Consider the following 14564-nt stretch of genomic DNA (forward strand, 5'->3'; position numbering starts at 1 on the left):
ACGCCCGGGCTCAGCGGTCGAGCAGCGGCTCGAGGGCAGATCCGGTATGGATTTCGATTCCCTGTGGGGTGAGGACCACAAGGCGTGCCGGGTGTTCCAGGGTGTCGTCCGGGGCGGCGGCGAGCAGCTCCCGCGCCAGGCGATCGGCGGCCTCTGCGCTCGGCGCCACCGCGCTGACCGCGAGCACGCGACCCGCAGCCTCGATGGCGGCGGGCTCCGGTACGGCGCGATGCACCAGGGCGGCATCCTGCAGGCGCAGGGCGTGGGTTTCGGCCTCGCCGGCCCCGCTGCGCGGGAGGCGCACACGCCAGGGGTGGCGTCCGGCCATACCCCGGGCCCGCTGCACGCCGCCAAGCTCCACCATGGCATTGGCGATGCCGAACTCGTCAAGCACCCGGAACAGACGATCCACGGCCAGGACCTGAAGCTGCTCGCGCAGCGCCTCGCCCACGGCGTCCGGGACCTGCGCAACGGGCAGCGGCAATAGTGATGCTGTCACAAGCCTGCGAAGAAACGCCAACTCACTGTCGAGGCTGACCAGTTCACCCTGGATGGCGGCCTCGACCAGGGCGGACTCGCCCTCGCCCAGGTCGCCATTCAGCGTGATGTGATAGCCGGTGCCGAGGGCCACCCCCTCGAGCTGAAACCATTCCCCCTGCTGACGACAGCCCACCAGCAGGACCAGCGGCATCAGCAGGGCGAATAGAAAGAGGGCTGGCCGCATGGCCAGCCCCGGGTGTCGCCTCGCGGCGAGGGAGATCATCCGCCGAAGTCGTCCAGCAGGATGTTCTCGGGCTCGACGCCCAGATCCAGCAGCATCTTGATGACGGAGGCGTTCATCATGGGCGGTCCGCACATGTAGAACTCGCAATCCTCGGGAGCCGGATGATCCTTGAGGTAGTTCTCGTAGAGGACGTTGTGGATGAAGCCGGTGGGGCCATCCCAGTTGTCCTCGGGCATCGGGTCGGAGAGCGCCAGGTGCCAGGTGAAGTTCGGGAACTCCTCGGCCAGCTGGTCGTACTCGTCGTTGTAGAAGGTCTCGCGCCAGGAGCGCGCGCCGTACCAGAACGAGATCTTGCGCTTGGACTTGAGGCGCTTGAGCTGGTCGAAGATATGGCTGCGCATCGGTGCCATGCCCGCACCGCCGCCGACGAAGACCATCTCGGCATCGGTGTCCTTGGCGAAGAACTCGCCGAAGGGACCCATCACGGTGACCTTGTCACCCGGCTTCAGGCTGAAGACGTAGGTGGACATCAGGCCCGGCGGATGGTTGGTGTTGGGCGGCGGCGTGGCGATACGGATGTTGAACTTGAGGATGCCGACCTCTTCCGGGTAGTTCGCCATGGAGTAGGCGCGGATGACTTCCTCGTTGTTCTTGTGGGAGATCTTGTAGAGATCGAACTTCTCCCAGTCGCCCCGGTACTCCTCCTCGATATCGAAGTCCTTGAAGGAGATATCGTAGGGGGGGGCTACCAGCTGCACGTAGCCGCCGGCGCGGAAGTCGACGTTCTCGCCCTCGGGCAGCTTGAGGTTGAGCTCCTTGATGAAGGTGGCGACGTTGGGGTTGGCGATGACCTCGCACTCCCACTTCTTGACGCCGAAGACCTCCTCGGGCACCTCGACCTTCATGTCCTGCTTCACCGGTACCTGACAGGAGAGGCGCCAGCCCTCCTTCTTCTCGCGCATGGTGAAGTGGGACTCCTCGGTGGGCAGGATCGCCCCACCGCCCTCTTCCACGCGGCACTTGCACTGGGCGCAGGAGCCGCCGCCGCCGCAGGCGGAGGAGAGGAAGATGCCGTTGGCGGCCAGGGTGTTGAGCAGCTTGCCACCGGCCTGGGTGGTCAGGGTGTGCTCGGGGTCGCCGTTGACCTCGATGGTCACGTCCCCGGTGCTGACGAGCTTGCTGCGGGCGGCCAGGATCACCAGCGTCAGACCGATGACGATCAGGGTGAACATGACCACGCCGAGCAAGATGACGGATGTATCAACCATGTCGGTTTCCTATTGCTTCACGTTGTCTGGACCCCGGCGGCACAGCCGGCCGCCGGGAGAGCACGACCTGCCTCAGAGCTGGATGCCGGAGAAGGACATGAAGCCCAGCGACATCAGACCCACGGTGATGAAGGTGATGCCCAGGCCCTGCAGGGAGCCGGGAACGTCGCTGTACTTCAGCTTCTCGCGGATACCGGCCAGGGCGGTGATGGCCAGCGCCCAGCCAACGCCGGAGCCGAGGCCATAGACCACGGACTCGCCGAAGTTGTAGTTACGCTCGACCATGAACAGCACGCCACCGAGGATGGCGCAGTTCACGGTGATCAGCGGCAGGAACACGCCCAGCGCGTTGTAGAGCGCGGGCACGTACTTGTCGAGGAACATCTCGAGGATCTGCACCAGCGCGGCGATGACGCCGATGTAGCTGAGCAGGCCCAGGAAGGAGAGATCGATGTTCTCGGCGCCGCTGATGCCGGTCCAGGCCAGGGCCCCTTCCGCCAGCAGCAGGTTGAAGACCAGGTTGTTGACCGGCACGGCGATGGTCAGCACCACGATCACGGCGATACCGAGGCCGAAGGCCGCGGAGACCTTCTTGGACACCGCCAGGAAGGTACACATGCCCAGGAAGAATGCGAGTGCCAGGTTCTCGACGAAGACCGAGGCAACGAACAGGCTCAGATAGTGTTCCATGTTACACCGCCTCCTTCGGTTCGGTGTTGTGCTTCATCTTGAACTCGTTCTCCTCGATCTGCTCCGGGTTCACGGCACGCAGCACCCAGATGATCAGACCGATGATGAAGAACGCGGACGGCGGCAGCAGCAGCAGGCCGTTGGGCACGTACCAGCCACCGTTCTGCACGGTCTCGAGCACGGTGAAGCCGAAGACGCTGCCGGCGCCGAACAGCTCACGGAAGAAGCCCACGGTCATCAGGATGAAGCCGTAGCCCAGGCCGTTGCCGATGCCGTCGATGAAGGACATCTTGGGGCCGTTCTGCATGGCAAAGCCTTCGGCCCGCCCCATCACGATGCAGTTGGTGATAATCAGGCCGACGAACACCGAGAGCTGCTTGGACATCTCGTAGGCGTACGCCTTGAGGACCTGATCCACCACGATCACCAGCGAGGCGATGATGGTCATCTGCACGATGATGCGGATGGACGAGGGGATATGGTGACGGATCAGCGACACGAACAGGTTCGAGAAGGCCGTCACGAAGATCACTGCAAGGGTCATGACCAGCGACACGCTCATGCTGGTCGTTACCGCCAGCGCGGAGCAGATGCCGAGCACCTGCAGCGCGATGGGGTTGTTCTTGAAGACCGGCGCCGTCAGGACGCTCTTGGTTGATGCATCCGCCATGATCAGGCTCCTTCCGCTTCGAGTTCGACGTCGGCGTCCTGGGCGTCTTCCTGATCGACGCCGCTGCGGAACTTGGCGAGGTACTCGCCGAAGCCTTCCGGACTCAGCCAGAACTGCAGCATGTTGTTGACGCCATTGGCGGTCAGGGTGGCACCGGAGAGGCCGTCGACCTCGTGGTCACCGCTGCCGCTGCCCTTGGCCACGCGGATGGCAGGGGTCAGGTCGCCTTCGCTGTCGAAGACCTGCTTGCCTTCCCACTGGGCCTGCCAGCGCGGGTTGTTGACCTCGGCGCCGAGACCGGGGGTCTCGCTGTGCTCGAAGTAGGTGATGCCGACGATGGTGTTGCCGTCACCTTCCACCGAGAGGAAGCCGCGCATCAGACCCCACAGGCCCTGGCCACGGATGGGCAGGATGATCTGCTCGGGGTCGTCGGGGTTGCCGACGAGATAGACGGTGGCGTAGTTCTCGACGCGGGACAGGCCGGCCGGATCCTGGGCACCGGAGAGGGTGCGCGAGGCGGCCGGATCGCGGCGAGTCTCGAAGCCATCGAAGGTCTCCGGGTCATGCTGGTCGGAGTACTCGCCGGTCTGCAGGTTCACCACGCGCGGGGTGATCTCGCGGAAGGCCGCCTCCACGTCCATGCCGCGCTCGTAGAGGTTGGCGACGCGCAGGATATTGGTCTTGCGGTCCAGCTCCTGGTTGAGCTGCTGCATGGGACGCAGCGCCACCGCGGCGGTGGAGACGATGACCGAACACACGATGCAAAGTGCGAACGCCACCGTCAGGATCTTCTTGATGGAGTTGTTGCTCTGTGCCATCAGGCAGTCTCCTCGGCCGGTTCACCGGTGCGCAGCTTGCGGCGCTTGATGTTGGCCTGAACAAAGAAGTGATCGATGAGCGGTGCGAACAGGTTGGCGAACAGGATCGCCAGCATGATGCCTTCCGGGAAGGCCGGGTTCACCACCCGGATCAGCACGGTCATGATGCCGATCAGCACGCCGAACAGCAGGCGGCCCTGGTTGGTCATGGCGGCGGACACCGGATCGGTGGCCATGAACACCATGCCGAAGGCGAAGCCGCCGACTACCAGGTGCCAGTACCAGGGCATCGCGAACATCGGGTTGGAGTCAGAGCCGATCAGGTTGAAGAGCGCGCTGGTCGCCACCATGCCGAGGAAGACCCCGAGCATGATTCGCCACGAGGCGATACGCGTCCACAGCAGGATCGCCGCCCCGATCAGTATCGCCAGCGTGGAGACCTCGCCCACGGAGCCCGGGATGAAACCAATGAAGGCGTCCCACCAGCTGTAGGTGCTGGTCAGGGCGGCCATGCCGTCCTGGAAGGCGATGGAGAGCGCGGTGGCGCCGGTGTAGCCGTCGGCCGCCACCCACACCGCGTCGCCGGAGATCTGCGCCGGATACGCGAAGTAGAGGAAGGCACGGCCGGTCAGCGCCGGGTTGAGGAAGTTCTTGCCGGTACCGCCGAAGATCTCCTTGCCGATCACGACGCCGAAGGTGATGCCGAGCGCCACCTGCCACAGCGGGATGGTGGCCGGGAGGATCAGGGCATAGAGCACGGAGGTGACGAAGAAGCCCTCGTTGACCTCGTGGCCCCGCTTGACCGCGAACAGCACTTCCCAGAAGCCGCCGACCACGAAGGTCACCAGGTAGATCGGCAGGAAGTAGGTGGCGCCGAGCACGAAGTTGGCCCACAGGCTGCCCGGGTCATGCCCGGAGGCGAAGGTCATCATGATCGCCTCGCGCCAGCCGGCCATGGAGGCGTAGCCGTCGGCGATGGCGGTGTTGGCCTGCCAGCCGGCGTTCCACATGCCGAAGAACATCGCCGGGAAGGTACACATCCAGACGGTGATCATGATGCGCTTGAGGTCGACGCCGTCACGCACGTGAGCGGTGGTCTTGGCCACGCTGGGGGGGGCGTAGAAGATGGTATCCACCGCCTCGTAGAGGGGGTAGAACTTCTCGTACTTGCCACCCTTGTGGAAGTGCGGCTCGAGATTGTCGAGTGTCTGTCGAATCGGCATGATCAGGCCTCTTTCTCGATCAGGGTGAGGTTGTCACGCAGGATGGGACCGTATTCGTACTTGCCCGGGCACGCGTAGGTGCACAGGGCCAGGTCCTCTTCATCCAGCTCCAGACACCCGAGCTGCATGGCAGTCTCGATGTCGCCGACGATCAGCGAGCGCAGCAGCTGCGTGGGCAGGATATCCAGCGGCATCACGGCCTCGTAGGCGCCCACCGGCACCATGGCACGCTCGGAGCCATTGGTAGAGGTGGTCGGCGCGTAGTCCTTGAGGCCGGTGAACTTGGACAGGTAGATGCCCAGCACCGAGTGGCGGTTGGCACCCGGCGACAGCCAGCCCATGAAGAGGCGCTTGTTGCCTTCCTCGAGCAGGCTGAACTGGTTGTGGAAGCGACCCAGGTAGCGCAGGCTGCCCTCACAGGCGAAGCCCGAGAAGACCGAACCGGAGATCACGCGGGTGCCTTCCGGGTCGACCACTTCGCCTGCCAGCAATTCCTCTGTGCTGGCCCCGATGCGGGTGCGCAGCAGGCGCGGCTTCTCGGCGCGCGGGCCGCCCACGCCGACGACGCGGCTGACATCCAGCTTGCCCTCGGCGAACAGCTTGCCGAACGCGATGACGTCCTGGTAGCCGATGTGCCACACGCGCTTGTGCAGGCCCACGGGCGAGAGGTAGTGGATGTGAGTACCGACGAGACCGGCCGGGTGCGGGCCACCGAACTGCTCGACCTGGACGCCCTTGACGTCGCCGCCGGGAATCCGGGCGCCCGGCGCCGTGCACAGGTAGACCTTGCCGGCGGTCAGGCGAGCCAGCACCTTGAGGCCATCCTCGAACGCCTGGGGCTGCTCATTGATGATCTCGGCGGGATCGGGGCACAGCGGGTGGGTATCGACGGCGGTGACGAAGATGTCGGACGGCTTGCTGTCGATGGCGGGGGTGCGCGAGTAGGGACGGGTGCGCAGCGCGGTCCACAGGCCGGATTCGACCAGCTGGTCGACCACCGCCTGGCGCTCCAGGCCTTCCAGGCCATCACGCCCGTGGGCCTTGAACTCGACGGCTTCCTCGGTCTCGTCGACCTTGATCACTACCGAGAGCAGGCGACGCTTCTCGCCCCGGTTGATGGCGATCACCTCACCGCCTGCCGGCGCGGTGAAGCGCACACCGTCGATCTTCTTGTCGGTGAAGAGCAGTTGGCCTAGCTTTACCTTGTCTCCCTCCCGGACCTCCATGGTCGGCTTCATGCCGACGTAGTCGGTGCCCAGGACCGCCACGTGACGCACCGGGCGCGCATCCTCGATGCGCTGCTCGGGCGCCCCCGCGATGGGGAGATCCAGGCCTTTCTTGACTTCGATCATAGTCTCGCCCAGTTGATGGATCGGATATACGAAGGAAAGGGGTTCGAATGGATTCGAATTCTTGTCGTGTCAGTACGTTACCAGTCGGGCCCGAGCCAGGCTCGGACCACCCCGAAAAATCCCCGGTATTATAAAGACAAGGCCGGGCGATGACCACCTGAGCGAAGGTCGCAAGGCGTGACCTGAGGCAAGGGAAAAAATGTCGCAGCCTGGCAGGCCGCCACCCCCACCAGACGCCGAAACCCCCGCCGGAGCGTCTCCGGCGGGGGTTTCGGTCGGGCGGTGGACTCGCCTCAGGCGCCGGCGCGCGGCAGCTTGAGGAAGTGCACGTTGGACATCTGCTGCAGGATGCGCACCACCTGGCAGCTGTAGCCAAACTCGTTGTCGTACCAGACGTAGAGCACGGCATTCTTGCCATTGGCGATGGTTGCCTTGGCGTCGACGATGCCGGCGTGGCGGTTGCCGACGAAGTCGGTGGAGACCACCTCGGGGGAGTCGACGTAGTCGATCTGCTTCTGGAACGGGGAGTCCAGGGACATGCGACGCAGGAAGTCGTTCAGCGCCTCGGCGTCGGTCTCCTTCTCCAGGCGCAGGTTGAGGATCGCCATGGAGACGTTCGGGGTCGGCACGCGGATGGCGTTGCCGGTCAGCTTGCCGGCCAGCTCCGGCAGCGCCTTGGCCACCGCCTTGGCGGCGCCGGTCTCGGTCAGCACCATGTTGAGCGGTGCGCTGCGGCCGCGGCGGTCGCCCTTGTGGTAGTTGTCGATCAGGTTCTGGTCGTTGGTGTAGGCGTGCACCGTCTCGACGTGGCCATGCTCGACGCCAAACTCGTCGTTGAGCACCTTGAGCACCGGCACGATGGCGTTGGTGGTGCACGACGCCGCGGAGATGATGCGATCATCGGCGCTCAGATCATCGTGGTTGATGCCGTAGACGATGTTCTTGATATCGCCCTTGCCCGGCGCGGTGAGCAGCGCCTTGGACGCGCCCTTGCACGCCAGGTGCTGGCCGAGGCCGGCCTCGTCGCGCCAGATGCCGGTGTTGTCGACCACCACGGCGTTGTCGATGCCGTAGGCGGTGTAGTCGACCTCCTGGGGCGAGTCGGCGTAGATCACCTGGATGACGTTGCCGTTGGCGGTGATGGTGCGCGCCTCGGCGTCGACGCTGATGGTGCCGTCGAAGGGACCGTGGACGGAGTCGCGGCGCAGCAGGCTCGCGCGCTTCTCGAGATCCTTGGCGATGTCGCCGCGACCGCGCACGACGATGGCGCGCAGGCGCAGCAGGTTGCCGCCACCGGCCTTCTCCACCAGCACCCGAGCCAGGATGCGCCCGATGCGGCCGAAGCCGTAGAGCACAACATCCTTGGGCTCGCCGTTGTTGCCGGCCGGATCGTGCTTGTCGACGATCTCGGCCAGCTCCTTGCGCAGGAAAGCCACGGCATCGCCGCCGCCCTGCTTCTTGAAGGCCACGCCAAGCTTGCCGACATCGACGTGGGCCGGGCCCAGGTTGAGCTCGCCCATGGCCTGGACCAGCGGGAAGGTGTCGCCCACGGAGAGCTCGGTACCCTCGACCTTACGCACGAAGCGGTGGTCCTTCAGGATGCGAATCACGCTGCGGTTGAAGAGCGACCGCCCGTAGAGGGTGGTGACCACGTTGTTGTGACGGTAGAGCCTACCGATCATCGGGATCATCTGCTCGGCAAGCGCCTGGTTGTCGTGCCATTCCTGGAAGACGGTATCGGAGGGTTGCTGACTCACGTGCGGCCTCACTGTGGGGTTGAAGGGTCGCCGCCATTATCCGGAGCCCGCCCCCGGGGTCAATCGCAGGATGGTCGCAGCCCCTGTAGCGGCATTACAGGAAGGCCACGCCCGACTACAAGCCGGCGGCCGACCGGGATCTGCTATCATGCGCCCTTTCCAAGCCGTCCATCAGCCGACCGACGTGACCATGCCCAACTTCTCGCCGCTGGATCCGCCGCGCCCCGAGGGTGTGCGCGACACCCTCTACTGGCAGGCCCCCCAGGGCAGCGCCGCCGCCCTGGCCCTGGCGCGCCTGGCCGAGGATGCCCCGCTGCTGGTGATCACCGCCGACACGGCCCAGGCGCTGCGCCTGGAGAGCGAGCTCGCCTTCTACAGCCGGGTGCCGGTGCTGCCCTTCCCCGACTGGGAGACGCTGCCCTACGACAGCTTCTCGCCCCACCAGGACATCGTCTCGGCGCGGCTGCGCACCCTGCGTCGGCTGCAGGACGGCGAGCACGGCATCGTGCTGGTACCCATCAATACGCTGATGCAGCGGCTGCCGCCGGTTGAGTACATCGCCGGGCGGGTGCTCACCCTGGAGGTGGGCCAGCGGCTCGACCGCGAGCGCTTCCGTGAAGCGCTCTCCCGGGCCGGCTACCGGGCGGTGGAGACCGTCTACGAGCCCGGCGAGTACGCGCTGCGCGGGGCCATCATCGACCTCTTCCCCATGGGCACCGAGGCGCCGCTGCGCATCGACCTGTTCGATGACGAGATCGACACCCTGCGCCGCTTCGACCCGGATACCCAGCGCAGCCAGGACAAGGTCGAGCGAGTCGACCTGCTGCCGGCCCACGAATACTCGCTCTCGCGCAGCGCCATCGCCTGCTTCCGCGAGGGGTTCGAGACCCTGTTCGACGTCGACCCGCGCCAGTGTCCGCTCTACGTCGACGCCCTCAAGGGCATCCCCTCCCCGGGCCTCGAGCAGTACCTGCCGCTCTTCTTCGAGGAGACCGCGACGCTCTTCGAGCACCTGGCCGAGGGCACCCGGGTCGCCCTGCTGCCGGGCGTGCACGCCGCCGCCGAGCACCACTGGGCGGCCATCGAGAGCCGCTTCGAGAACCTCGGGGTCGACCCCGCCCGACCGCTGCTCCCCCCCCACCGCGCCTTCGTGCCGGTGGCCGAGGTGTTCAGCGCCATCAAGCGCCACCCTCGGGTGGCGCTCACCGAGGAGGCCGACCATCGCCACGCCCTGGCCCCGGCCAGCCAGGCCCCGCCCGAGGTGGGCATCAATGCCCGCGCCAGGGAGCCGCTGGCAGCGCTGTCGAGCTTCCTGGCTCAGCACGCCAGCAGCCGCGTGCTCTTCGTGGCGGAGTCCCGCGGGCGCCGCGAGGCCCTGGAGGAGGCCCTGGCGCCGCTGCGCCTCGCTCTGCCCCACGTCGCGGACTTCGCCGACTTCCTCGCCGGCGAGGCGGCCATGGCGATCACCGAGGGCGAGCTCGAGGCGGGCCTGTGGCTGACCGAGCCCGATCTCGCGGTGATCAGCGAATCCGAGCTCTACGGCGAGGTGGTCCGCCAGAGCCGGCGCCGGGAGAAGGCCACCGACGCCGACGAGCTGGCCATTCGCCACCTCTCGGAGCTGCGCCCCGGCGCGCCGGTGGTGCACCAGACCCACGGCGTGGGACGCTACAAGGGGCTCGAGACCCTGGAGGCCGGCGGCCAGGCCGCGGAGTTCGTGACCCTGGAGTACGCCGAGGGGGCGCGGCTCTACGTACCGGTGGAGAGCCTGCACCTGATATCGCGCTATGCCGGCGCCGACGACGAGCTGGCCCCCCTGCATCGCCTCGGCTCCGACCAGTGGGAGAAGGCCCGGAAGAAGGCCGCCGAGAAGATCCGCGACACCGCCGCCGAGCTGCTCGACATCTACGCCCGCCGCGAGGCCCGGGAGGGCTTCGCCTGCGCCGCCCCCGATATCGAATACGCCCGCTTCGCCGCCGCCTTCCCTTTCGAGGAGACCCCGGACCAGCGCGCCGCCATCGCCGCGGTGATCGAGGACATGACCGCCCCGCGCCCCATGGACCGCGTGGTGTGCGGCGACGTCGGCTTCGGCAAGACCGAGGTGGCCATGCGCGCCGCCTTCCTGGCGGTGCATTCCGGCCGCCAGGTGGTGGTGCTGGTGCCCACTACCCTGCTCGCCCGCCAGCACTTCGAGAACTTCCGCGACCGTTTCGCCGATACTGCGGTCAATATCGAGCTGGTGTCGCGCTTCACCGCCGGCAAGGGGCAGTCGGCAGCGCTCAAGCGCATCGAGGAGGGCCAGGCGGACATCGTCATCGGCACCCACAAGCTGCTCGCGAAGTCCATGAAGCTGCCGAAGATGGGGCTTCTGATCATCGACGAGGAGCACCGCTTCGGGGTGGCCCAGAAGGAGCGCCTGAAGAGCCTGCGCGCCGAGGTGGACATCCTCACCATGACCGCCACGCCCATCCCGCGCACCCTGAACATGGCGATGAGCGGCATCCGCGACCTCTCCATCATCGCCACCCCGCCGGCGCGCCGGCTCTCGGTGAAGACCTTCGTGCAGCGCCGCGAGGAGCCGCTCATCAAGGAGGCGATCCTGCGCGAGATCCTCCGCGGCGGGCAGGTCTACTTTCTGCACAACGAGGTCAAGACCATCGAGACCGCCGCCGAGACGCTGCGTGACCTGGTGCCCGAGGCGCGGGTCGGGGTGGCCCACGGCCAGCTGCCGGAACGGGCGCTGGAGCGGGTGATGTCAGACTTCTACCACAAGCGCTTCAACGTGCTGGTCTGCTCCACCATCATCGAGACCGGCATCGACGTGCCCAGCGCCAACACCATCCTGATCGAGCGGGCCGACAAGTTCGGCCTGGCCCAGCTGCACCAGCTGCGCGGCCGGGTCGGGCGCAGCCACCACCAGGCCTACGCCTACCTGCTCACGCCGCCGCCCAGGGCAATGACCAAGGACGCCGTCAAGCGCCTGGAGGCCATCTCCGGCGCCGACGCCCTGGGGGCCGGCTTCACCCTGGCCAGCCACGACATGGAGATCCGCGGCGCCGGCGAGCTGCTCGGCGAGGAGCAGAGCGGGCAGATGGAGGCGATCGGCTACGGCCTCTACATGCAGATGCTCGACCGCGCGGTGGCGGCGATCCGCGCCGGCAAGACGCCCAACATCGAATCCCCGCTGGACGAAGGGGTCGAGGTCAGCCTCAACCTGCCGGCGCTGATCCCTGACGACTACCTCCACGATGTCCAGCAGCGCCTGGTGATGTACAAGCGCATCAGCAGCGCCGCCGACGAGGCCGCCCTCAAGGAGCTGCAGGTGGAGATGATCGATCGCTTCGGCCTGCTGCCGGCGCCGGTCAAGACCCTGCTGCGCCAGACCCGGCTGCGCCAGCGCGCCGAGCGTCTGGGCATCGTCAAGCTGGAGGCGGGCCCCGAGCGGGGCCGGGTGATCTTCGGCGGCCATACCCGGGTCGACCCGCTGACCCTGGTGGAGCTGATCCAACGCGAACCGAAGCGCTACCGGCTCGACGGCGCCGACACCCTGCGCTTCGAGGCGGCCATGGAACAGGAGGAGGCCCGCTTCCAGGCGGTGGAGCAGCTGCTCGAGACCCTCAACCGCAAGGCAGAGGCGGCCTGAGCGCCGCCTTCAAAGCGGCCTCCCAAGCGGCTTCCAAAAGAGTGGCGAACCGCCGCGGCTCAGGGCAATCTATACTGTCGGCAAGGCATCTCATTGCGACCGATAACCGATGGCACCGGGCAGGGAGCGCCCGGCGCCCGTAAAGCGCCCGTAAAGACGGCCGGCCTCGACCCCCAGGGTCGGCGCCCCACACGAGAAGAACGACGTTGATGAACACCACGACACTGGCAAGGCGCACCGCCCGCTGCGCCATCACCCTGGGCCTCTCCGCCCTGCTCGCCACCGGCGCCCTGGCCGAGGAACGCGAGTGGCCGCGAGGCCATTTCCCGCTGCCGGAGGCCGGCAACGTGATCGGTGAGAACTACACGGTCACCGTGCAGGAGGGGGACACCCTGGTCGACCTGGCTCGCACCCACAACGTGGGCTACGAGGCCATCCGCATGGCCAACCCCGACGTCAGCATCTGGGCTCCCTTCGCAGGCACCGAGGTGACGATTCCCAACCAGCACATCCTGCCCGACGCCGAGCGCGAGGGCATCGTCATCAACCTCTCCGAGATGCGGCTCTACTACTACTCCGCCCCGGGCATCGTGGAGACCTACCCGATCAGCGTCGGCCGCGACGGCTTCTCCACCCCGGTGGGCGTGACCCGTACCACCGTCAAGGTGAAGGATCCCCACTGGTCGCCACCCCGCTCCATGCGCGAGGAAGCCGCCGCCCGCGGCGAGCCGCCGCCCGCCGTGGTGCCCCCCGGCCCGGACAACCCGCTTGGCCGCCATGCCATCCTGCTGGGCATCCCCAGCTACCTGATCCACGGCACCAACCGTCCCGATGGGGTCGGCATGCGGGCCAGCCGCGGCTGCATCCGCATGTTCCCGGAGGACATCGAGTCGCTCTACGAGCGCGTGCCCAGCGGCACCCGGGTCAACATCATCGACCAGCCCTTCAAGGCCGGCTGGGCGCCGGACGGCACCCTCTACGCCCAGTCCTTCCCCCCGCTGGAGGAGAACGAGGCCAGCTTCGAGCCCCTGCTCAACGCCATCGAGACCGTGGCCAAGGCCTTCGGCGACGAGCAGCCGCCGGTGGACTACGCCCGCCTGCGCGAGCTGGTCGAGCAGCCCGACGGCCTGATCGTGTCGCTGCTGCACACCGCGGACGAGGCCCCTACCCCCGCCGCCCCCGAACTGGAGGTCGATGACCTCTTCGGCGGCGAGCTGGAGCTGAGCGCGCGGTAATCGCCCGAGGCGCCCGCCCCACAACGAGAAGACCCCGCCGAGGCGGGGTCTTCTCTTGTTGCAGAACCACCGCTGCCCGGAGGCAGCGCCGGCACTCCGGCAGAATTACTTCTGCATGGAGCGCTGGAACATGCGGTTCATTTCGTCGCGGTTCTGCTCGGACATCTGCAGGGCCGCCTGGGCGTCGCGCTGCGCCTGGTTGGCGGTGTTCTGGGCCTGGGTAGCGATGCTGCGAGCTTCGGCAGCGTCGGCCTGTGCGGATTCAGCGGTCTGGCGAACTTCTTCCAGGGCGCTGGTGGAGGCACAGCCAGCCAGAATGGCCAGGGAGGCAGCGGCGGCGGTCAGCTTCAGGGTGGTCTTCAGAGTCATGGTGTTCTCCTTGAGTCTTCCTTGGGTACTGCGTTGGTGATTGCCTGGAATCAGGCTTCCTGCACGAGCAGGCCATCTTGCAGCGACTTGTGCTGCTTAGCACAGGAGTCAAACGCTGTTTTATTATAGACAACGGCGCTTGTCCATAGCTTTGATCTTCCCTTACGCAAGTAACAGCCTAGCGGATCACGACGCGGGTGCCAATGTCGATCAACGAGGCGAGCCGTTCGATCTGCTCATCGGTCACTGCCACGCACCCCTGAGTCCAGTGAAACTGCTGGTGAACGTCGGGATCGCCCTTGCCGATACCGTGGATACCGATGAAGCCGCCGAGCGCCGTCTGCTGGGGCGGATAGCCGCGCTGACGGTAGTAGTCGAAGTAGTGGTCGTAGTCCTGCTGGGTGAAGACCCCCTCCTCCAGCGCCATGCGCGCATGGGTCGGCGTGGGGTAGTCCAGCCCGATGAAGATGTGCCAGTCGCTCTCGTGATTGAAGCGATTGACCCGGAACTCGCCCAGGGGGGTGACATTGCTGCCGCGACGGCGCGCCGCGCTGGCACCGCTGCGGCCGAGCGAGATGGGCGCGAAGCGCTCCAGCTGGCGGTTGCCGCGATAGACCGTCAGGGTCGCCTCGCGGTCGTCCACCAGCACCCAGACCTCGTCGCTGTGGCGGGGCAGATGGGCCCGGGAGAGCACGGTCTCGATCAGGTTGGCGGAGGCCCCCTGGGTGCCGAGCAGCGCCACGGGTGCGCCGAGGGCCAGCAGGGTGAAGCGGCGACGGGATAGCGATTTCATCGGTAGGACGCTCGAGCCGGGACGG

12 protein-coding genes are annotated in these 14564 nt (G+C 66.8%); 2 read left to right on the forward strand and 10 right to left on the reverse strand.

Going from position 1 to position 14564, the window contains the following annotated elements; genetic code table 11:
* Positions 1 to 10 precede the first annotated feature (10 nt).
* The 8 genes from D1793_RS00420 to D1793_RS00455 all read right to left on the reverse strand — a co-directional run bounded on the left by D1793_RS00420 (position 11) and on the right by D1793_RS00455 (position 8502).
* On the reverse strand, positions 11 to 724 hold the full coding sequence (locus D1793_RS00420; RefSeq protein ID WP_162899872.1) for an FAD:protein FMN transferase: 714 nt from the start codon (positions 722 to 724) through the stop codon (positions 11 to 13).
* Between the two features lie 35 nt (positions 725 to 759).
* Positions 760 to 1992, reverse strand: coding sequence for an NADH:ubiquinone reductase (Na(+)-transporting) subunit F (gene nqrF, locus D1793_RS00425; protein WP_119020395.1), 1233 nt, complete (start codon positions 1990 to 1992; stop codon positions 760 to 762).
* Between the two features lie 72 nt (positions 1993 to 2064).
* On the reverse strand, positions 2065 to 2682 hold the full coding sequence (gene nqrE / locus D1793_RS00430) for an NADH:ubiquinone reductase (Na(+)-transporting) subunit E (RefSeq protein WP_119020396.1): 618 nt from the start codon (positions 2680 to 2682) through the stop codon (positions 2065 to 2067).
* A gap of 1 nt (position 2683) precedes the next feature.
* The gene (locus D1793_RS00435; protein WP_119020397.1) at positions 2684 to 3352 is read right to left on the reverse strand and encodes an NADH:ubiquinone reductase (Na(+)-transporting) subunit D; all 669 of its coding nucleotides are present in this window, start codon (positions 3350 to 3352) and stop codon (positions 2684 to 2686) included.
* 2 nt (positions 3353 to 3354) lie between these two features.
* Positions 3355 to 4170, reverse strand: coding sequence for a Na(+)-translocating NADH-quinone reductase subunit C (locus D1793_RS00440; protein ID WP_119020398.1), 816 nt, complete (start codon positions 4168 to 4170; stop codon positions 3355 to 3357).
* On the reverse strand, positions 4170 to 5393 hold the full coding sequence (locus D1793_RS00445; RefSeq protein ID WP_119020399.1) for an NADH:ubiquinone reductase (Na(+)-transporting) subunit B: 1224 nt from the start codon (positions 5391 to 5393) through the stop codon (positions 4170 to 4172). The genes D1793_RS00440 and D1793_RS00445 overlap by 1 nt, the downstream gene beginning before the upstream one ends.
* A 2-nt stretch (positions 5394 to 5395) precedes the next feature.
* Positions 5396 to 6745 carry a Na(+)-translocating NADH-quinone reductase subunit A gene (locus D1793_RS00450; RefSeq protein WP_119020400.1) on the reverse strand — a complete coding sequence of 450 codons (1350 nt, stop codon included), beginning with the start codon at positions 6743 to 6745 and terminating at the stop codon, positions 5396 to 5398.
* Between the two features lie 293 nt (positions 6746 to 7038).
* A complete protein-coding gene (locus D1793_RS00455; protein ID WP_119020401.1) occupies positions 7039 to 8502 on the reverse strand; it encodes a glyceraldehyde-3-phosphate dehydrogenase in 1464 nt (487 codons plus the stop codon).
* Positions 8503 to 8692: 190 nt separating this feature from the next.
* Between D1793_RS00455 and mfd the strand changes: the two genes are divergently transcribed.
* Together mfd and D1793_RS00465 are read left to right on the forward strand one after the other, a co-directional pair.
* Positions 8693 to 12142 carry a transcription-repair coupling factor gene (gene mfd / locus D1793_RS00460; RefSeq protein WP_119023518.1) on the forward strand — a complete coding sequence of 1150 codons (3450 nt, stop codon included), beginning with the start codon at positions 8693 to 8695 and terminating at the stop codon, positions 12140 to 12142.
* Positions 12143 to 12351: 209 nt separating this feature from the next.
* Positions 12352 to 13377 carry a L,D-transpeptidase family protein gene (locus D1793_RS00465; protein ID WP_119020402.1) on the forward strand — a complete coding sequence of 342 codons (1026 nt, stop codon included), beginning with the start codon at positions 12352 to 12354 and terminating at the stop codon, positions 13375 to 13377.
* A gap of 105 nt (positions 13378 to 13482) precedes the next feature.
* Here D1793_RS00465 and D1793_RS00470 read toward each other — a convergent pair whose 3' ends face one another.
* Together D1793_RS00470 and D1793_RS00475 are read right to left on the reverse strand one after the other, a co-directional pair.
* Positions 13483 to 13746, reverse strand: coding sequence for an Lpp/OprI family alanine-zipper lipoprotein (locus D1793_RS00470; protein WP_110069744.1), 264 nt, complete (start codon positions 13744 to 13746; stop codon positions 13483 to 13485).
* Between the two features lie 178 nt (positions 13747 to 13924).
* Complete coding sequence (locus D1793_RS00475) at positions 13925 to 14539, reverse strand: L,D-transpeptidase (protein WP_119020403.1); 615 nt, start codon at positions 14537 to 14539, stop codon at positions 13925 to 13927.
* Positions 14540 to 14564: the final 25 nt, after the last annotated feature.

Origin of the sequence: Halomonas sp. JS92-SW72, from assembly GCF_003547075.1 — a bacterium.
Taxonomy (GTDB): Bacteria; Pseudomonadota; Gammaproteobacteria; order Pseudomonadales; family Halomonadaceae; genus Halomonas; species Halomonas alkalicola.